General features: G+C 58.0%; 19 protein-coding genes and 1 pseudogene. 8 read left to right on the top strand and 12 right to left on the bottom strand.

The window, feature by feature from the left end; translation table 11 throughout:
• Positions 1–220: 220 nt before the first annotated feature.
• The 6 genes from purU to NKH43_RS11065 all read right to left on the bottom strand — a co-directional run bounded on the left by purU (position 221) and on the right by NKH43_RS11065 (position 4,715).
• Positions 221–1,105 (bottom strand): formyltetrahydrofolate deformylase, encoded by an 885-nt coding sequence (purU, locus tag NKH43_RS11090; protein WP_031194740.1) that lies wholly within the window; start codon positions 1,103–1,105, stop codon positions 221–223.
• Positions 1,106–1,115: 10 nt separating this feature from the next.
• Positions 1,116–2,003, bottom strand: coding sequence for a bifunctional methylenetetrahydrofolate dehydrogenase/methenyltetrahydrofolate cyclohydrolase FolD (gene folD / locus NKH43_RS11085; protein ID WP_023721594.1), 888 nt, complete (start codon positions 2,001–2,003; stop codon positions 1,116–1,118).
• Positions 2,004–2,168: 165 nt separating this feature from the next.
• Positions 2,169–2,990: a 3-methyl-2-oxobutanoate hydroxymethyltransferase gene (locus NKH43_RS11080; protein ID WP_023721595.1), complete on the bottom strand. Its 822-nt coding sequence runs from the start codon at positions 2,988–2,990 to the stop codon at positions 2,169–2,171.
• 45 nt (positions 2,991–3,035) lie between these two features.
• Positions 3,036–3,341, bottom strand: coding sequence for a putative quinol monooxygenase (locus NKH43_RS11075; RefSeq protein ID WP_352452576.1), 306 nt, complete (start codon positions 3,339–3,341; stop codon positions 3,036–3,038).
• 11 nt (positions 3,342–3,352) lie between these two features.
• Positions 3,353–3,667, bottom strand: a complete 315-nt coding sequence (locus tag NKH43_RS11070; RefSeq protein ID WP_036245547.1) for a MocE family 2Fe-2S type ferredoxin — start codon at positions 3,665–3,667, stop codon at positions 3,353–3,355.
• Between the two features lie 37 nt (positions 3,668–3,704).
• Positions 3,705–4,715 carry a sterol desaturase family protein gene (locus NKH43_RS11065; RefSeq protein ID WP_023721598.1) on the bottom strand — a complete coding sequence of 337 codons (1,011 nt, stop codon included), beginning with the start codon at positions 4,713–4,715 and terminating at the stop codon, positions 3,705–3,707.
• Between the two features lie 339 nt (positions 4,716–5,054).
• Here NKH43_RS11065 and NKH43_RS11060 point away from each other — a divergent pair, with 339 nt between their 5' ends.
• Together NKH43_RS11060 and NKH43_RS11055 are read left to right on the top strand one after the other, a co-directional pair.
• A complete protein-coding gene (locus NKH43_RS11060; protein WP_023721600.1) occupies positions 5,055–6,293 on the top strand; it encodes an ROK family transcriptional regulator in 1,239 nt (412 codons plus the stop codon).
• Between the two features lie 13 nt (positions 6,294–6,306).
• Complete coding sequence (locus NKH43_RS11055; protein WP_352620143.1) at positions 6,307–7,488, top strand: NAD(P)/FAD-dependent oxidoreductase; 1,182 nt, start codon at positions 6,307–6,309, stop codon at positions 7,486–7,488.
• 109 nt (positions 7,489–7,597) lie between these two features.
• On the opposite strand, the gene NKH43_RS11050 is transcribed toward NKH43_RS11055, so the two are convergent.
• The 6 genes from NKH43_RS11050 to NKH43_RS11025 all read right to left on the bottom strand — a co-directional run bounded on the left by NKH43_RS11050 (position 7,598) and on the right by NKH43_RS11025 (position 13,066).
• Entirely contained in the window at positions 7,598–8,581 is a 984-nt protein-coding gene (locus NKH43_RS11050) for a Gfo/Idh/MocA family protein (RefSeq protein ID WP_023721602.1), read from the bottom strand.
• Between the two features lie 70 nt (positions 8,582–8,651).
• Complete coding sequence (locus tag NKH43_RS11045; RefSeq protein ID WP_031194744.1) at positions 8,652–9,716, bottom strand: ABC transporter ATP-binding protein; 1,065 nt, start codon at positions 9,714–9,716, stop codon at positions 8,652–8,654.
• A 2-nt stretch (positions 9,717–9,718) separates the two neighbouring features.
• Complete coding sequence (locus NKH43_RS11040) at positions 9,719–10,051, bottom strand: Clp protease/crotonase-like domain-containing protein (protein WP_031194746.1); 333 nt, start codon at positions 10,049–10,051, stop codon at positions 9,719–9,721.
• Between the two features lies 1 nt (position 10,052).
• Complete coding sequence (locus NKH43_RS11035; RefSeq protein ID WP_023721605.1) at positions 10,053–10,886, bottom strand: carbohydrate ABC transporter permease; 834 nt, start codon at positions 10,884–10,886, stop codon at positions 10,053–10,055.
• Positions 10,883–11,770, bottom strand: coding sequence for a carbohydrate ABC transporter permease (locus NKH43_RS11030; protein ID WP_031194747.1), 888 nt, complete (start codon positions 11,768–11,770; stop codon positions 10,883–10,885). The genes NKH43_RS11035 and NKH43_RS11030 overlap by 4 nt, the downstream gene beginning before the upstream one ends.
• Positions 11,771–11,836: 66 nt before the next feature.
• Positions 11,837–13,066, bottom strand: a complete 1,230-nt coding sequence (locus tag NKH43_RS11025; protein WP_023721607.1) for an ABC transporter substrate-binding protein — start codon at positions 13,064–13,066, stop codon at positions 11,837–11,839.
• On the opposite strand from NKH43_RS11025, the gene NKH43_RS11020 reads away from it, so the two are divergent.
• The 6 genes and pseudogenes from NKH43_RS11020 (at position 13,050) to NKH43_RS10995 (ending at position 19,258) form a co-directional block, all read left to right on the top strand.
• Positions 13,050–13,205, top strand: coding sequence for a hypothetical protein (locus tag NKH43_RS11020; RefSeq protein WP_210164501.1), 156 nt, complete (start codon positions 13,050–13,052; stop codon positions 13,203–13,205). The two genes, NKH43_RS11025 and NKH43_RS11020, sit on opposite strands and share 17 nt — an antisense overlap.
• 263 nt (positions 13,206–13,468) lie before the next feature.
• On the top strand, positions 13,469–14,515 hold the full coding sequence (locus NKH43_RS11015; protein WP_023721608.1) for a LacI family DNA-binding transcriptional regulator: 1,047 nt from the start codon (positions 13,469–13,471) through the stop codon (positions 14,513–14,515).
• A 153-nt stretch (positions 14,516–14,668) separates the two neighbouring features.
• The gene (locus tag NKH43_RS11010) at positions 14,669–16,282 is read left to right on the top strand and encodes an acyl CoA:acetate/3-ketoacid CoA transferase (protein WP_023721609.1); all 1,614 of its coding nucleotides are present in this window, start codon (positions 14,669–14,671) and stop codon (positions 16,280–16,282) included.
• Complete coding sequence (locus NKH43_RS11005; RefSeq protein WP_023721610.1) at positions 16,275–17,009, top strand: enoyl-CoA hydratase/isomerase family protein; 735 nt, start codon at positions 16,275–16,277, stop codon at positions 17,007–17,009. Before NKH43_RS11010 ends, NKH43_RS11005 begins: the two co-directional genes overlap by 8 nt.
• Complete coding sequence (locus NKH43_RS11000) at positions 17,003–18,562, top strand: aldehyde dehydrogenase family protein (protein ID WP_023721611.1); 1,560 nt, start codon at positions 17,003–17,005, stop codon at positions 18,560–18,562. Before NKH43_RS11005 ends, NKH43_RS11000 begins: the two co-directional genes overlap by 7 nt.
• A pseudogene (locus NKH43_RS10995) lies at positions 18,559–19,258 on the top strand (SDR family NAD(P)-dependent oxidoreductase). The gene NKH43_RS11000 and the pseudogene NKH43_RS10995 overlap by 4 nt, the downstream one beginning before the upstream one ends.
• The last annotated feature ends 13 nt before the right edge of the window (positions 19,259–19,271 follow it).

Here is a 19,271-nt window from a genome sequence, read left to right as displayed (position 1 = left end):
ATGTCAGCTGAGGCACAATTTCCATTCACGCGTTTCCGGCCGCCTCAGCGATGGCCATATCCCTCGCGCGCAGGAAGACGCTCTCCATCCGCCAGTGCTCGTTGGTGTAGCGGGGGTCGTGTGCCCATTCGTCCCAGCCATGATTGCGGCGGAATTCGCCGAGCAGGCCGGAAGCTGCAAATGACCTTTCCGAAAAGTTTGCGACAGAACCTTTCTATCGCTACCCCATTCGTTCTGAGGCGAACGAACCGGGTGATGGTGGAAATACAACCGTCTTGTTCCCGTTTAGGAAAACTCGGCCATGGATGTGGGCGTGTATCGCCCGTGCCAAGGCCTGTGCTTCAACGTCACGACCCAAGCTGACGTAATCCTCATTGGACTGCGCATGTGTCACCCGAATGATGTCTTGCTCAATGATCGGCCCCTCATCTAGATCGGCAGTGACGTAATGAGAGGTCGCGCCGATCAATTTCACTCCGCGTTCATACGCTTGCTTGTAGGGATTGGCGCCCTTGAACGAAGGAAGAAACGAATGGTGGATGTTGATAATGCGGCCGGACATCTTCCGACATATTTCATCCGAGAGAACCTGCATGTAGCGAGCTAGAACGATCAGCTCGGCCTTGGTCTCGGTCACTACAAGCATCTGCTGGGCTTCCGCTTCGGCTTTATTTTCCTTCGTTACCATGATGCAGTGAAACGGAATGTCGTGATTCACCACGACCTTTTGATATTCCATGTGATTGGAGATCACCGCCACGATATCGATCGGGAGAGCGCCAATGCGCCAACGGTAGAGGAGATCGTTGAGGCAGTGGCCGAAGCGAGAGACCATGACGATAACTCTTCGCTTCACGGCCTCGTCAAAGAATTCTGAATCCATCGCGAAGCGCGATGCGATTGGATCGAAGCCGACGCGGAGCTCGTCCAGGTTTCGCCCACCTTCAGACCGGAAGCTCACTCTCATAAAGAAGTTGCCAGTATCAACATCGTCAAACTGCGCACTGTCCGTGATGTTGCAAGTTTGATCAGCGAGAAAGCTGGAGATCGCAGCCACTATGCCCCTGGTGGAACGACATTTCACGCGAAGTGCAAATTTCGACATTGTTCGTTCCTCAGTTGTTTCGCGCCGCCAAGGTGTGACGGAATGCGGAAAGGGTATTCGCGAGCAAACACGCGATTGTCATCGGACCCACGCCGCCTGGGACAGGTGTAATCGCTTGAACGTGAGCAGCCTCTGCAAATGCGACATCGCCAACAAGGCGCGGCTTTCCGCCTTGGGTCACCCGATTGATACCTATGTCGACGACAACCGCGCCTGGCTTGATCCAATCACCTCGGATCATTTCTGCGCGTCCGACCGCGGCGACTAGAATGTCGGCCATCCTGCAGAGAGCCGGAAGTTCGCGGGTCCGCGAATGAGCGACTGTTACAGTGCAATTCTCAGCCAGCAACAGTTGGGCCATTGGTTTGCCGACGATATTGCTTCGTCCAACTATGATCGCGTGGAGACCAGCTAAATCGCCGAGACGATGCTTCAGGAGCAATAGGCAGCCGCGAGGAGTGCACGGAACGAACCCTTCTTGGCCGGTCGCCAGCCTGCCGGCATTCTGGACATGAAACCCGTCGACGTCTTTGGTCGGATCAATCGCGTTGAGAACCATGTTCGGATCAATCTGAGACGGCAATGGTAGCTGTACCAAAATGCCATGCACAGAAGGGTCCTGATTCAATTCATTAACGATTGACAACAGGTCGTCCTGATTGGTGTCGGCTGGAAGTTTGTGTTCAAAGGACGCCATACCCACCGCAAGCGTCTGACGGTGTTTGTATGCGACATAGACAGCACTCGCTGGGTCTTCTCCCACTAAGATCACTGCCAAGCCCGGCACTTTTCCGGTTGCCGATCTCAGCGCAGCTACATCGGCGGCAATCTGCGTGGTAAGGGTGTTTGCGACTGCTTTTCCGTCGATGAGCTTGCTGGGTTGAATGCCAACGGTCATGATTTTGCCTTTCGGTCTCGCGGGCGTCGAAGAATGCTGGACGCCGTGCCGGTACGACCAGCGCGGCTGCGATGGAAATCCCTGCGGACCGAGGGACAATTAGTCTATCTCAACTGAGAATAGATCGAAAAAGTGGATACTGATATTGAGACGGAGCAAGTCTCACTATCGAGATCCCAAGTGACTAAGAAAGGTTTCAAATTCAGCCTCCGGGATCGCCGCAGTGTGTTCGGGTCCGGGATAGGCACCGGAATAGATGTCAGCCCGGAATTCCCGGAATGCCGCGACGCGTTCACTATTCAGTCGGTCGAACTCGGCCTTGAAGTTGCGATACGCCTTGGCGTGGCGCGGAAGGCGGTTCCGGCCGTAGCCGAGCACGTCCTCTGCGAACAGGTACTGGACATCGCCACCTGAGCCCGAACCGAGGCTGAAGTAGATCATCGATGTGTTTTTGGCGAAGAACTCGGCTATCCGGCCGGGAACGACCTCAAGCTCAACAGCGAAACAACCGATTTCCTCGAGCCGTTTTAGTCGCTTCCACATCGTCAGCGCCTCTGATGCGGTCTTTCCGACAGCGCGCCAGCCGGTCCAGGTAACGTAAGATGGAATAAGGCCCACATGAGCGACAATCGGAATGTGATTTTCGCACATTGTCCTCTGGATATCGAAAGAAGCGGCACAATAGAAACAATCGCCCCCAATCGCTGTGTAGCGGTAAGCCGCCTCCAGGAATTGCTCGGCGCTGACCAGCAGCTTTCCGTCCACGGTTCCTTTCGTTGGCGGCGTCAGGCCGATCTGCACGAAGCACGCCCCCGCCGCCTCACGCATTTCGGGGGTGAAGTCCTTTGCCTCGATTGACAGGAGATCGATCCCCGCAGCGGCGGCGGCGGCGGCTTCCTCCGTGCTGGTGACATAGAGCATCGAAAGCTTTTCGCCCCGTCGCTTCTTCGCGCGTATGTCTTCGACGTGAGGTCTGTTGTGGTACATGATCGTGGGTCTCCGCGAAATGCGACTCCCTTTAATGAGTCTCGCTTACTCAACGGGTATCAGGAAGGTCAGGACTGAACCGGCACCCTGAACGAGGGTCCCAAGCTTGGCGTTCAATCGAGCGTTCTCGGGTGCGGAAAGGTGCGTCTCGAAGGCCGCCTGGTCCGCGTAGACCTCGTAGACGACAAACTTGTCTGGTCGACCGTCGACTTGGCGGCAGGCAAACGCTCGGTTCCCAGGTTCTTGCCGAACAATGCGCCCGTAGTCGCATAGCAAGCCGCGGACCTTTTCAACCGTCTCCGGAAGAGCCGTGACTTCCGCGATTACGGCTTTCGGGTTGATGTCGGTCAACGGATAGTCCCTCAGACATCGATTATCACGCGGCCGCCTTCGACCTTAACGGCGTAGGTGCGCAGGTTATCGCAGGCGGGAGGCGTCTCGACCTCGCCGGTTGTGAAGTCGAAGACCGAGGCATGCTTGGGGCATTCCACCGTATTCTCCATCACCAACCCGTCGGCGAGGTGGATATTCTCGTGGGTACAAAGCCCGTCCGTGCAGTAATACTGGTCCTGATGATTCCGGAAGATTGCGAACGTCTTACCTGCATGGTCGAACCGTAGGCCGCCTTCCTCTTCCAGGTCGTCGGCTCCACAAACGTCAATCCAAGGCATCGTCACTCTCGCTAGATTTTGAGGCAACAGGGTTCGAGCGGGTTCAGGCCGATTTGTCCTTGAGGCGCTCTTTCTTGGCGCGGAAACGCGCCTTCATCCGTTCGTCAGATTCCTTCGACCCGTCGTGATAGGTGCCGAACATCCGGTCCACGGGGACGAGCCCCTCGCCTCCGTAATTCACCTCGAAATACTTATGGTGGAGGTAGTGCATATAGGCGTGGGTATCGAACCCCTGCTCATCGCTGGTCTCAACCGTGTCGAAACCGATGTGCCCAGGCACGGCGCCGAAACCCGCGAAGTGTAGCTGGTAGAGTGCAATGACGGGGTTTGAGGGGATAACGAAGTGCCAGAAAACCACCCCGAAATAGAGCAAGTGCTCAATGGGATGCATCGATAGCGATGACCACGGGCTGGGATTTATGGAGTTGTGGTGCACCGAATGGACGTATTTGTAGAGCACTGGGACGTGGATCAGCCGGTGGATGCAATAGAAGTGGAAGTCGTGAATTATTGGCACCACGACAGCCACGACCCCGAGCCACACAGGGTGCTCGGCGAAGTTGAGCCAGGGTATGTATCCATTCGCGGAACTCCACAGCATCAAGACCTGCAGGCACGTCCATATCGGTACACCGATCAGCAGCGACCGCAGCATATTGTCGAGGGTCTGCTTATTGAACCAAAATACATTTGATTGCTGATCCGCCGGGAACTTGTGGTTGTACTTAAATCGGTTCCCCTGCCGACGGCGAACGTAAAGCGGCAACTCCCAGCTTTGGTACCAGAGAAAGGCCAGGATGAGGTTCACCGCCAGCATTTTCAGCGACCAACCCCATGCAAAGTTCTGCAGGACTGCGGCGTCAGGGACAACCAGCTGCCAGTAGGCGAGTGCCGAGACCATGAACAGCAGGTTGTACGGAAAGAAGTAAGATGGAAGCCACTTCAGAAGCTTCTTTGGATTGGGAGGGAAGAGCCATATTGGCGCCGGCTCCAACAGCTCGTTGGGAGCCCAATCGCCGCGCTTGCTGCGCGTTCCAAACTTAAGATCGTCCATCGGATGCTCCTTTCGATCTCGCCCCGAAAGGCCCGATCAGCCTACAACATGCCAATATTCCAACAAATGGTCAATAACTAAATCCGGTTGATTTACAAAAAAAATCATGCCAGATTTCGGCCGTCGATCCTACGGCAAGCTGACGGGTGGAAGACGAAGCACTACGACCGCATTCACGCGCTCAAAGGGAGCCTCAATTGGGATATCAGACGCGGCGGGCACTGGCGCGATGGCATCGCGGGCGTTCTGGACGTCAAGACCGGCCAGCAGTAACGAGAAGGGCGCCATGATAACCGGCGTTTCCGATCTTAACGCCCCTGAAAACGCGAGCTGTATCTAATGTCAGTCGACAGCACCTTCAACGCATTCGTAGGCAACGCGACGCACCGTGGCGGCAACCAGATAGGTGTCAAACACTACAATGAGCGCTTAATCCTTAGTCTGATCCAGGAGGCTGGCGCGCTTTCCAAGGCCGAGATCGCGCGCATTACACATTTGTCCTCGCAAACGGTCACGATTATCGTAAATCGCCTCCTCAAGGAAGGATACCTGCGGAAGAAGGACGTAATCCGCGGCCGGATTGGTCAGCCTTCTACTCCGATCGAGATTGCACCGGATGGAGCGATTTCGATCGGGGTCAAGATTGGCCGCCGCTCCTTGGATCTGCTGGCTCTATCGTTCGACCGCCGGGTGATTGCTAAGAAAAGCTTTGCCTACGATGCCCTCGACGCGGACGTCGTCTCGGGCCTGATGGGAACAGCGTTCGACAGCCTGAAGGATGATTTGAGCCGCGTCCAGAAATCCAGACTCGTGGGCGTAGGTATTGCTGCTCCAACGGCGATCGAGTCTGGCATAGCCGTCATCGGTGATCCTGGCGGTGCATCCCCACGCTGGCGGGAGGCCGACATGGTCGCCAGGGTCGAAGAAACCTCCGGCTTGAGCGCCGTGGTGCTCAATGACGCTGACGCTGCTTGCTTGGCTGAGATTGATTTCCGGAGAGAGAACCGGAATCGGTCAATCGTATACTTTTACATCAGCACCTTGATTGGCGGCAGTGTTGTTTTGGAGGGCAATCTAATTACCGGCCACACCGGCAACGCGGGCGCGGTGGGTGCAATCCCTCTTAAACTTGGATCGCACAATAGGAGTCCAGCGCCCGCGCGGTTGAGTCAAGCCGCCTCCCTCAATCGGTTGGAGGTCCTTGCGGCGCAGCACAAATTGCCAATGAAGACGTTCCGTGAAGATGGTGGATCCGTCGCCAAGCTTGATGAACCGGCACTTGCCTGTTTCGATGAGTGGTGCGATCTGGCGGCGGATGCACTTGCTTTTGCGGCCATCTCTGGCACGAGCTTCATCGAAGCCGATAGTGTCGTTGTTGACGGCGTCCTCTTGCGACCTCTCCTCGATCGTCTCATCGTGAGCGTCCGGGAACGAGTGGCAGGCTACGATCTGGAGGGCATCATCATTCCTGAGTTCCGTGTGGGCTCGATCGGGTTTAACGCCCGCGCGATTGGCGCTGCTCTGGTTCCATTGAACGAACAGTTTGCGCCAGACAACAAAGTCGTTCTCAAGAGCTGAAGTGAAGGACCGCATGGCAGAGATAGCTATTGTCGGCGCCGGAGAATGCGGTGTCCGCGCCGCATTCACGTTGCGGGAACTTGGTTTTCAAGGGTCGGTAACGTTGCTGACTGCAGAGAAAGCTCTGCCATATGAACGACCGCCGTTATCCAAGACGATGCTAGCCAATCCCAAGGCCATTCGTGCCGAAGATGCCTATCCCGGAGCAGGGATCGAACTCCGACGTGGTGCGCTGGTCGAGTCTCTGGTGCCTGAGAGGCGGGAGATTCACCTCGCCGATGGCACGCTCTTGACGTATGATCAGTTGCTCCTTGCGACGGGAGCCCGTGCCAGATTGTTTCCTGGCCTTGAAGGCTGTCTCACACTACGAACCGATGTGCAGGCGCGGCGCATTATGCTGGAGTTCAGCAGCAATGCGCGCATCGGGGTCATTGGTGGCGGATTCATTGGCCTTGAACTCGCCGCGACTGCGCGGCAGGCAGGTGCCGAGGTTACGGTGATCGAGACCGCACCGCGCATTCTCGGACGCGCCGTGCCCGGGGCGATCGCCCAAATCGTTCACGCGCGGCACGAAACCGCAGGGGTCAAGATTCTGACTGGTACTGTCGTCACCGAGGCTGGAACGAACCGCATTGTGCTGGCCAACGGGATTGAACTGGAGTTCGACGCCGTTATCGCTGGCGTCGGGGCGATCCCTAATACCGAGCTCGCCGAAAAGGCCGGTCTGTTCGTGGATAACGGGATTGTTGTCGACAGCGCATTCCGAACCTCCGAACCCAATATCTTCGCCGCAGGCGACTGCTGCAATTTCGAGTGGCGAGGAGCCCGTATGCGACTTGAAAGCTGGAAGGCCGCACAGGACCAGGGTGCCCATGCCGCAGCAGCCATGCTCGGTGCCAGTGGAGAGTACCAGAAAGTCCCGTGGTTTTGGTCGGATCAGTTCGATCTGACTCTGCAGGTCGCAGGGCAGTTCGATCTAACCCGGGATATACATCACCGCGCAGCCTCCGGTGGGGTCCGCATCGTCTTTCAGTGCGATCAAGATGCCCGGGTCTCAGCGGCCGCCGCAATAGGACAGGGGAACACGGTCGCGAGGGACATGAGTGTTCTCGAGAAGCTCATCGAGCGCGGAACTGTGGTTGCGGCCAGTTCGCTGATAGACCCTGACTTTAGGATCAAGGGCTTGCTCAAGTAATCAAGTAATAAAGCCGCCGGAGGTCTACCAGCCCAAGCCAAGGTGCGGTCCGCGGCCGTCGTCGCGGCATCCGCTCCAGCACTTCTCGACCGAAATCAACTAAAATGCTCTATTCGTTCGGATAGCGCAGTCCGATTTGCGCCCTGATCGTATCAAGTGATTGCATTATCGACACGGTCTCGTTAGCAGGCATGATCTCACCGGACAATTTTCCAGCCGTCACAAGCCTCTCCATTTCGGCAGCTTCATATTGCATGCCACGTCCTGCTACCGACGACGAATACTCTTCTATCACCCTGTCATTCTTGTCGATGTGGCGAAATGAAGTTGGCGAATACCAGGTAGATGCAATCTCAACTCTCCCCTCGGTGCCGAGGATCGATGCAACATTGGGTCCGGTGTTGTCGAGACTGGAGATGGTGGTAGACAAAGCCCCGCCGGCGTGTTGGAAGATAGTTGCTACCTCAGCGTCCACTCCTGTCTCCTTAATCCGAGCCATCGAAACGATGTGTTCAGGCTCTCCGAGCACGTCAAAGGCGAACGAAATGGGGTAAATGGCGAGATCAAGCAGGGCGCCTCCGCCGAGTTCCAGAGCGTTGAGCCGATGATTGGGATCGCCAGGAAGGTCACGAGTATGATCGGCGATCACCGAATAGATCTTTCCAAGCACTCCTGATGCGATGATCTCCCGGATGCGCACCATATGAGGAAGGAAGCGCGTCCACATCGCCTCCATCACGACCAGGTTTTTCGCAGAGGCGAAATCAACGACATTGCGCGCTTCCCGTGCATTGATCGTGAATGGCTTTTCGATAAGCACGTGCTTGCCGGCGGTCAGCGCCTTAAGCGCGTTGTCGGCGTGCATCGGATGGGGTGTAGCCACATAGATAATATCGACCTCCGGGTCCGACAAAAGGTCCTTGTAGCTGGCGTGCGCGTTGGGAATACTGAAACGATTGGCGAACTTGTCGGCTCCTGCCTGTGTTCGAGAGCCGACAGCCGAGACACGATGACCGGCAAGCTGCAAATCCTGGACAAAGAGATCAGCAATCCAGCCGGTCGCTAGAATCCCCCAACGCAATTCGGCGTTCATTATCTTACCTCAAGGCTCGACTGTGAATTCAACTTTGTAGGTGTCACGCTGCATGAGATATTGACTAGCCTCACCTACTTGCGTCGAACGCGACCCGCGTGCCGCTGGTCGTGTCGAAGAAATGCAGATGTTTCGGATCGAAGCGGATGCCGACGTTTTCTCCCATGTGCACCTTGGTATTTTTGTCGGTCTTCACGGCGACCAAGTTTTTGCCGACCTTTACGGTAACCAGCGTGCTGTCGCCCAATAGTTCGGTGGTATAAACCTCGCCGGCCATATTACCCGCGTCTGTTTCGCTGAGCCGCATATCTTCGGGTCGCTGGCCGACGGTGATCGCGCCGTTCACGCCGGCCGGAGCCGCAAGCGTCAACTCGGAGTCCTGCACCCGTCCGTCGGCAATTGCTATCGGAAGCAGGTTCATGGGTGGATTGCCGAGGAAGCCGGCAACAAAGACGTTTGCCGGCGTGTTGTAGATGTCGAGGGGTGTGCCGACCTGCTGTAGTTTGCCGTTCGCCATCACGGCGACACGGTCAGCCAGCGTCATCGCTTCGACCTGGTCGTGCGTCACATAGATCGTAGTGGTACCGAGGTCGCGCTGCAGGTGCTTCAATTCCGCGCGCATATAGACGCGCAGCTTGGCGTCGAGATTGGACAGAGGTTCGTCCATCAAAAACAGTTTGGGCGTGCGTACGATGGCACGACCGAGCGCCACGCGCTGTCTTTGCCCGCCGGACAGTTGACCGGGTTTGCGCTCTAGAAGCCCGCCGAGTTCGACGCGCTCGGCGGCGGCGCGTACCTGGCGCTCGCGTTCCTCACGGTTCACACCTGCGACTTTGAGCGGATAACCAATATTGTCCGCCACGGTCATATGCGGATAGAGGCCATAGTTCTGGAACACCATGGCGAGGTCGCGTTTACCCGGGGGCAAATCGTTGACCACACGATCGTCTATGCGAATCTCGCCAGCGCTCGGGTCGTCGAGCCCGGCGATCATGCGCATTGTGGTGGACTTGCCACAGCCAGAGGGCCCGAGCAACACGATGAACTCGCCATCGGCCATGGCGAGCGAGATCTTTTCCACGGCGACAAAGGAGCCCCAAAATTTAGATACGGATGACAACGTTACGGAGGCCAAGATCATATCCCTTCGTGGACGATGCTACGGACAGCAGTCATAGCTGTGGAGTATTTGTCACGATAAATCGTTGACGGCGATGGTCGGTTTTGGGAACGCCTCCGACGGTCGTTCAGCCCGCATCGAGCAAACTGAAACTCCATGAACTCCCGCTCAGGTCGGCCCATGTAGCCGGCGATGTCGGTGCCAAGTGCTAAGGCGCCAACGTCAGTACCGGTGAGAATATGCACATGCACGTCTGGATCAGAGGGCACTACGTTCAGCTTCTCCAGCCAGTCCCACGTCAGCAACGCGATGCTGGGCTCAGGAATATCCAAGAGCATGATATCCGACACGTCAGCCCTTCACCGCGCCGGCCGTCAGGCCTGCTACGAACTGTCGTTGCAGAAAGAAGAAGACAGCGACCACGGGCATGGAGATCATCACGGATGAGGCCATGAGCTCTCCGTAGCGGATGCCGTACTGGCCGATAAAGTCATTCACTCCAACTGGCAGCGTGCGCATCTCCTTGGTCGAGGTAAAGGAGAGCGCAAAGAGGAACTCCTGCCAGGTGACGATAAGCACAAAGACTGCAGTGGCGACTATCCCCGGCCGGCAAAGCGGCACGATTATCTCGAAAAACGTTCTGAACGGCCCGGCCCCATCGATCGCCGCCGCTTCTTCGAGTGTCAGCGGCAAATTGGCCATGAAGCCACGCAGCATCCAGATCGCCACCGGCAAGGTTACGGTGACGTAGGCGAGGATCAACGACGTATATGTGTTGAGTAGGTTGGCCCCCTTCATCATCTTGTAGATCGGGATGATGATGGCGCTGGCCGGGAACATCTGCGTGACGATCACCAGCGTCATGGCGATGATAAGTAGGCGGACGTGGGTGCGCGTAAATGCATAGGCGGCCAGCAGGGCTAACGAAACGGTGATGATGACGGTGGACAGTGAAACGATGACCGAATTCATAAAATAGGTTCGGAACTCCGGCCGGAATGCAGTGATGTAGTTGTCGAAGGTCGGGTTCTCCGGCCACAGCCTGGCGGGAATGGAAAAAGGCTCGGCCGCCGGCTTCAACGACACTGAAACCATCCAAAAGAAGGGCACCAGGATTATCAGCGCCAATACGACGTTGAGGGCCAGCAGTGCGGCTTGGCGGCTCCTGTGGGAACGGGTGTTCATGACGCCTTCCCCCTATGCCGGCCGCGCGACAAAACGCCGAAATAGACCATTATCAGCAGCGCCAGGACCAAGATTGAAAAAACGCCATATACAGCGGCTTCGCCAAAGCGAAATTGTCCGAAACCGAGTTCGTAGATCTGGGTTGGGAAGATGGCTGTGGCATTCTGTGGGCCACCGTTTGTCATCACCCAGATTATGTCGAAGTAATTGAAAGTGAGGATAGTGGTAAGGAGGAGATTGATGGCGATCACGTCTTTGATTCCGGGGAGCACAACGTCAAACAGGCGCCTAGTCGCTCCCGCTCCGTCTATCTTGGCGGCCTCGACCTGCTCTTGGTCGACCGTCTGCAGGGCCGCTAAGTAGACGATCGCCGAGAAGGGGAACCCTTTCCATACGGCCGCCATAATGATCGAGCCCATGGCTGTCGACGTTTCCGCCAGCCAAGCGGTACCGTGGTCGATCAGTCCCAGGCTAATAAGTAACGAGTTCACCAAACCGAGTTGCGGGTCATACATGAATCGCCAAAGGATGGCGGCCACTACGCCGGGGAGGACCCAAGGCAAAAGCACCAACGACCGCATAAGTCCCTGGCCAGGCATCTGCTGATTGAGCAGCAGTGCGACCAGCAAGCCGAACACATTCTGCAGTGCTACCACAAAGACAGTCCAAATGAGGGAGTTCCACACTACTTGGCCGAAGATCGGATCGGCCAAGATCTTGTAATACGCTGCAAGCCCCTGGAACTTCGGCACCGGGTTGATGAACGAGGTCGAATAAAGGCTTTCAATTATGGTGCCGATCATCGGGTAATACATAAGTGCGCCGACCAGCAGCAGCGCCGGAGCTACGAAAATCCAGGCCATCCAGCGTTCACGATGGGACATTGTGTCATTTCCCGATAGAGAGGGCCGGGCTCGGGGCAAAGCCCGAGCCCGGCTTAGTCCTGGTGACTAGTTAAGGGCGTCGATAGCAGTGCAGGCCTTGCCGGCTGCCTTCTGCGGATCCATTCCGGAAAATACATCCTGCGCTAGAGTCACCTCGATGTCGGCGACTTCGAGATAGCGAGGTGACAACGGCCGGGGTGAGGCATTCTCGAGATGAGGGATGATGAGATCCGCACCTTTGCGGTTTGCCGCCAAAAAGCTTTTTGCGGCCTTCATGTTTGCCGGGACAAGTTCGACAACATCGCCGTTCACGTCTTCGCGGGTTAGGAACTGGATGAGTTTCCAAGCGGCTTCCTTGTGCTGGGAAGCTTCAAAGATGGCAAGGTTCCACCCACCATACGTGCCAATCGCCGTCTTACCTTCGGGCGCATTCCCTACAACGAAATCCCAGTCAAGTTTGGACTTCTGCAGAGTCGGCTGCTCCAGCGCGGGCCAGAACTCCGTTGCAAGAGATCCGTTTAGAAAAAGTTCGCGCATCGTTGCGGAACTGGCGTTCATGATGCCCTGCGGCGCATATGGCACCAGTGACTGCAGGTAACTCAATGCCCCGACCGCTTCAGGGCTGGTGAGCGCGCATTTGCCCTTCTCATCCAAGACTTTACCGCCATTGGAGAAGATGAAAGTATCGAGAACGACGACCGTGTCTTCCCCCTTGTGGCCGAACAAGCCAATGCCGTAGCGGCCCTTGGACTTGTCCGTAAGCTTCGGCGCCGCTGCCTTCAATCCCTCGAAGGTCTTTAGCGAGGCAGGATCAACGCCAGCCTCTTTGAGGAGTGCCGTGTTGTAATAAGTGAAGGACCAAACGTCCACGTTGATGGGGATTCCCCAGAGCTTGCCGTCAGAAACGTTCGAGTCCCAGGCTCCTTTGAAGAAAGTGTCGCCCGTAAGACCGGAAGTCTTGACTTGGTCGTCGAGAGCCGTAATTGCGCCGGCTTGAGCAAAGGCGCCCATCCAGATTTGATCCAGGGTGGCTACATCAGGCGCATTACCGCCCTGTACCGCCGTCAACAAGCGCTGTTGGTACTCCGAATATGGTATTGTGGTAAGCTCTACTTTGATTTCGGGGTTTTCCTTCTCGAAGCGCTTCAAGGCGTTCTGCTGATTCTGATTGAAATCGGATTCGGCCCGCTGGTTGTCCCAGAATTTTAGCACGACCTGCTCCGCGTTGGCCGAACCCGCGGCGAACATCGCTGTGGCCGCTGCGAGGACGGCCGACTTCATGACGTTGCGTATCATCCATTCACTCCCTGTTCAGTTTGTTTGGCTTGATATCCTCGCCGCCGGCCGTGCCGGCTTCGAATGGACCACCTCCTCCACCGACTACGATCAAGCGATGGATCGACACCGCTCCGGTGTTTGTGGACGCCGCGCGTGACCGGCGTGATCGCACGGATTAACTCAATAAATTGGAACGTTCTAAATTGCAACAACTATTTTCCCTCACCCATCGGGCCCAGATCTGCACCGCTTCAAGCTAGGTCTACCCAAAGGACTGCAAATATGGGGCTTTATGGCACACCATCGGGGCGCAATGACAAAAGCGGCGGGTGACAGGCGCTCCCATTAGATAAAATTCCGCTTGACAAGCTAGGAACGTTCCAATTGTTTGAAGCCTAATTTGAGAAGACCGAGGTTGCGATGTCAAAGGCGAGACTGACTGTCATCGACATCGCCAAAGCCGCAGGCGTTTCCAAGTCCACGGTTTCGTTGGTCTTGCAGGGCTCGCCTCTGGTGAAGGAAGCGACGCGTTCCAAGGTCAACGCGACAATGCGCGAGTTGGGGTATGTCTACAACCGGGGTGCCGCAAACCTTCGACAGGCGAGCGCCAGATCGGGCATCATCGGTGTCGTGGTGAACGATCTTACAAACAGCTTCTTTGCAGAGTTGGCCGTAGGGGTCGACACGGTCGTCCAGTCGGCGGGCTTCGTCCAGTTCCTCTCAAATACGAGTGAAAATACCGACCGGCAGCGAGAGGTGGTTGCCTCGATGCGTGAGCATGGAATTTCGGGGCTTATCGTTTCGCCGGCCCGCGCCACCGATGCAGCAGACTTCAAGCCGCTCGTGGCGTCAGGAATCCCGGTGGTTGTGGTAGTCCGCAGCCTGCCCGGCGCGAGAATGTCGTCGATTGTGTCTGATAACGTTGGCGGCGTGGCGATGGCGGTCAAGCATTTGGTGTCGCTAGGGCATAGCCGGATCGCTTTTTTGGGAGGCTTTCCAGATACGGCTGTGTTTGCCGAGCGACGGTCTGGTTACCGCAAAGCGATGGACGAAAGTGGTCTTAAGTTCGATGAGGAGTTAGTTGTTCCGTCCATTCCCTCGAGAGCAGGTGGCGTGGAAGCCATCGGACGTGCGATGACCATCAGCGATCGACCGACCGGGGCCGTCTGCTTCAATGACGCGGTGGCGTTTGGCGTGTGTGATGGATTGCGCGCTCGGCGCATGGAACCGGGGCGGGACTTCGCGGTGGTAGGTTTCGACGACGTTATCGAGGCGAAAACGGCGGTTCCGGCCCTGACGACGATCTCGGTCGATCCGCAAGCTATGGGCAGGCGCGCCGCACACCTCCTTCTGAAGCAGATCAATGCGGGAAAAGCAGATGCGGAGAACATCATTGCGGCGGTCAGGCTGGTCGTCCGCCAGAGTTGTGGAACTGGCCAGAGCAAACCAGAGGGGAAGTTAGGATGACGGTTCGATGGGCATTGATCGGTGCGAGCATGATCGCGCGCGAGTGGGTCACTGGTATGCGGGGAAGCCGAGGCAGGTCGTATCAGTCGTCAGTTCCAGTGTTGGGCGCGCCAAGACATATGCGCGTCGAACCAGGACTTTGAGCATCCCGCAATGAGCAAGCACATCACCCCCGCCCAAGCCGCCGCCCTCATTCCGGATGGCGCTGTCGTGTCGGTCTCGTCCTCGAGCGGGCTCGGTTGCCCGGACCTGATGCTGAAGGCGATCGGCGAACGCTTCGAGGCCGCCGGGCATCCGCGCGACCTGACCACGCTCCACCCGATTGCCGCGGGCGACATGAGCGGCATCAACGGCGTCGATTACATAGCCCAAAAAGGCCTCTTGAAGACCATCATCGGCGGCTCCTACCCTTCAGGTCCTTCCACCGCCGAGCCGCCCCTCATTTGGCAAATGATCGCAAGCAACGACGTGGCGGCGTACAACATCCCTTCCGGAGTGCTCTTCGACATGCACCGCGAAGCGGCCGCGAAGCGCCCGGGCGTTATCACCAAGATCGGGCTCGACACCTTCGCCGACCCGAACCGCCAGGGCTGCGCGATGAATGCGGCCGCGGAAGCCCGGCCCGTGGTGAGCAAAATCCAATTCTACGGTGAGGAGTACCTCTACTTCGAGGCGATCGCGCCGCAGGTAGCGATCATCCGTGCCACGACGGCGGACGAGCGCGGCAATTTGACCTACGAACACGAAGGCGCCTATCTCGGCGGCCTCGACCAAGCGCTCGCGGCCCACAACAATGGCGGCATCGTCATCGCCCAGGTGAAGCGCATCACCAAGGACGGATCGATGAGGCCGCATGACGTGCGAGTGCCCGGAATTCTCGTCGACTACGTCGTCGTCGATCCCGACCAGAAACAGACAACGCAGACGCTCTACGACCCTGCAATCTCGGGTGAGATTTTTCGGCCGCTCGAAAGTTTTCGCGTGCCGGAGTTCAACATCCAGAAGATAATCGCGCGGCGCGTCGCGCAGGAACTCGAGGCGGGCAGCGCCGTCAATCTCGGCTTCGGGATTTCGGCCAATGTCCCACGCATTCTCCTGGAGGAAGGGCTGCACGGCGCGGTCACTTGGGTCATCGAACAGGGGGCGGTCGGGGGCGTGCCGCTGCTTGACTTCGCCTTTGGCTGCGCCGCGAATGCCGACGCCTTCATGCCCTCGCCCTACCAGTTTACATATTTCCAAGGGGCAGGTTTCGACGCCTCGCTGCTGTCATTCCTAGAGATAGGCCGCGACGGCTCCGTCAACGTGTCAAAGCTCTCGTTCCGCCCTCATATCACGGCGGGCGCCGGCGGCTTCGTCGACATTACGGCAAGGGCGAGGAAGATCGTCTTCTCCGGCATGTTCAATGCCGGCGCCAAGCTCGCTGTCGAGGACGGCAAGGTCGTTGTAGAGAAGGAGGGCAAGCTTAGGAAGCTCGTCAAAGAGGTCGAGCACGTCACCTTTTCGGGCAGGCGAGCCATCGAACAGCGCCAGGATATCACCTATGTCACCGAGCGCGGCGTGATGAGACTGACGCCGGACGGCGTCGTGCTGACTGAAATTGCGCCGGGCATCGATCTCAACACCGGCATTCTTGAACAGTCGGAGTTCCCGCTGATCGTGTCCGACACCCTAAAAGTCATGGACGGCGCGCTCTTCGTCGACAGGCCGATCGGCCTGTCGCTTGCCGTGAAGCCGGCCCGTAGCTTGGCGGGGGCATGTAATGGCTGACGCGCACATGAGGCTTGCCGCCGAAGGCGCGGTCGCATCCGTCACGATCGCTCGACCCGAGAAGCTCAACGCCGTCGATATTGACATGCTGAAGGCATTGGCCGCCATCTGCGACGAGGTCGAGGCGATGATCGATGTCCGCGCGGTGGTGCTTACCGGCGAAGGCAGAGCCTTCAGCGCCGGTGGCGACATCAAAGCTTGGGGCGCCATGCAGGCGAACGAGTTCGGCCATGCCTGGGTCCGCTTCGGCCATCGCGTCTTCGAGCGTCTGGCGACTCTGCGCATGCCGGTGATCGCCGCACTCAACGGCCACGCGCTCGGCGGCGGCCTGGAACTCGCGGCCGCAGCCGACTTCCGCATCGCGGAACAAAATATCCGCATCGGCCTGCCGGAGACCGGGCTCGGCATGATACCGGGAGTTCGCCGCATGGTCCTGGGAGGTGAGACGTTCTCCGCCGAGGAAGCCCTCAAGTACGGACTGGTCGACGCCGTCGTGGACAGCGGCGCTGCCGTCATCGAGGCGAAGGCCTACGCGGCGCGGGTCGCGACGCGGGGACCGGCGGCCGTCGAGATATCGAAGCTAATGATCGCCGTCGCGAATGGCGAGGACAATGGTTCGGCGGTCGAAGCGCTCGGCTCGATTCTGGCCGCCAAGACTGGGGATCTCAAGGAAGGCGTCGCCGCCTTCTCGCAGAAGCGCGCGGCGGTCTTCAAGGGAGAATGGTGATGACGTTAGAGATCAGGCCAACAGCGCTTGCCGACGCGCCCGTGCGCGGCTTCGAGATGCTGATCGACGGCAGATGGACGGCCGGCGCAGAAGGCCGGACGATCGACCGGAACGCGCCGAGCCACGGCATCGTCGTGAGCCGCTACCAGGCGGCGACAAGGATGGATGCCGAGCGCGCCATCGCCTCGGCGCGAAAGGCATTCGACCACGGCCGGTGGCCGCACACGACGGCGTCGCAGCGCTCGCGGGTTCTGCTGAAGGCCGCCGATCTCATCGAGGCCCGCGCCGAAGACCTCGCCTATCTCGACTGCATCGAGGGCGGCAAGCCAATAACTCAGGTGCGCGGCGAGATCGCCGGCGCTGTCGACATCTGGCGCTATGCCGCTGCGCTTGCCCGCGACCTGCACGGCGAGAGCTACAATTCGCTTGGGCAGAACACACTAGGCGTCGTTCTGCGCGAGGGGATCGGCGTCGTGTCCATCATAACGCCGTGGAACTTTCCATTCCTGATCCTAAGCCAGAAACTGCCCTTTGCGCTCGCCGCCGGCTGTACATGCGTCGTTAAGCCCTCAGAGCTGACATCGGGTTCGACGCTCGTTCTCGGCGAGATCCTTGAGGAAGCGGGCGTTCCGGACAGCGTCGTGAACATCGTCACCGGCACGGGTCCCGAAGTCGGCGCGATCATGACGTCCCATCCTGCGGTCGACATGGTTTCGTTCACCGGCTCGACCGGCGTCGGAAAGCTCACCATGACGAATGCAGCGCAGACCCTCAAAAAGGTGTCATTGGAACTCGGCGGCAAGAATCCGCAGATCGTATTCCCGGATGCGGACCTCGACTCCTTCATCGACGCCGCCGTCTTCGGCGCTTATTTCAATGCGGGCGAATGCTGCAACGCCGGCTCGCGGCTAATCCTCCATAAGAGCATCGCGTCGGATGTGGTCAAGCGTGTTGCAGAGCTTGCGAAATACGTGAAGGTTGGCGATCCGCTGGACCCAGCGACGCAGGTCGGCGCGATCATTACGCCTCAGCATTTGGAGAAGATCGCGGGCTACGTCGCCAGTGCAAAGAATAGCGGCGCGAAGGTTGTTCACGGGGGCGATCAACTCGATCTCGGGATGGGGCATTTTATGTCGCCAACAATCCTCGAGGCGGTCATGCCGGATATGGAAATTGCACGTGAGGAGGTCTTCGGCCCCGTACTTTCAGTTCTCACCTTTGAAACGGCGGCGGAAGCCGTCGAGATCGCCAATTCCATCGATTACGGCCTTTCCGCCAGTGTGTGGAGCCGCGATTTCGATACGTGCCTGACATTCGGGCGCAGCTTGCGGGTAGGAACGGTGTGGATGAACACCTTCATGGATGGCGCCTCCGAGCTCCCGTTCGGTGGCTACAAGCAATCCGGGCTCGGTCGCGAACTCGGACGCCGCGCGGTCGAGGACTACACCGAAACAAAAACACTCAACATGCACATCGGAGGCCGCACCAATTGGTGGATGCCGCGACAGGAAAATTGGCCTGGCCAACGCACCGACCGGGACCTCGCCGAATGAAGACGACCACACGGCCCGTCGCCGTCGTCACTGGCAGCCACGGCATCGATCTCGGAATTGCGACCGCCTTTGCAAAAGCGGGATACAATGTGGCGATCACTGGGGTCGCGAGTCCCGACAACGGGCAGGATGCTGTCGCAAAACTAGAATCCTATGGCGTGGCAGCCGCCTATCTGCAGTCCGATATCGCTGATGTTTCCCGACATGAAGAAACGGTAACGGGCGTCCTTTCGCGATTTGGTCGTGTCGATTGCCTTGTTAGCAATGCCTCCATGGCAGTCGTACCAGGTGACTTCCTCGACCTGGTGCCGGCGGACTTCGATAAGACGATCGCGATGGACCTAAGGGGAACGGTGTTCTTTACGCTTGCTGTGGTCAAGGCAATGCTCGTGAGGAGCGCGGCGGATGTACCCAGGTCCATCATCAACATCACGTCGGTCTCACCCGAGGTAAGTTCGCCCGAACGCGCGGACTATTGCATCAGCAAGGCCGAGCTGGCGGCATTCTACCAGGGGGTGGCATTTCATATCATGGATACGGGAGTATCAGTATTTGAGGTGCGGCCCGGCATCGAGCGGGGGGGAAGAAGCAGCAGACCTCGGCAAAATCTGCACGGCACTCGCTTCCGGCGATTTGGGTTTTGCGACGGGAACGATCATCGAAGCCGACGGGGGCTCTTCAATTCCACGCCTCTGAAGGGAGCAACAGA

It is taken from the genome of Mesorhizobium sp. M1163, from assembly GCF_040318415.1.
In the GTDB taxonomy this organism is placed as follows: domain Bacteria; phylum Pseudomonadota; class Alphaproteobacteria; order Rhizobiales; family Rhizobiaceae; genus Mesorhizobium.
The sequence above is the reverse complement of the archived record's forward strand: the minus strand, read 5'-3'. Positions and strand labels throughout refer to the sequence as shown.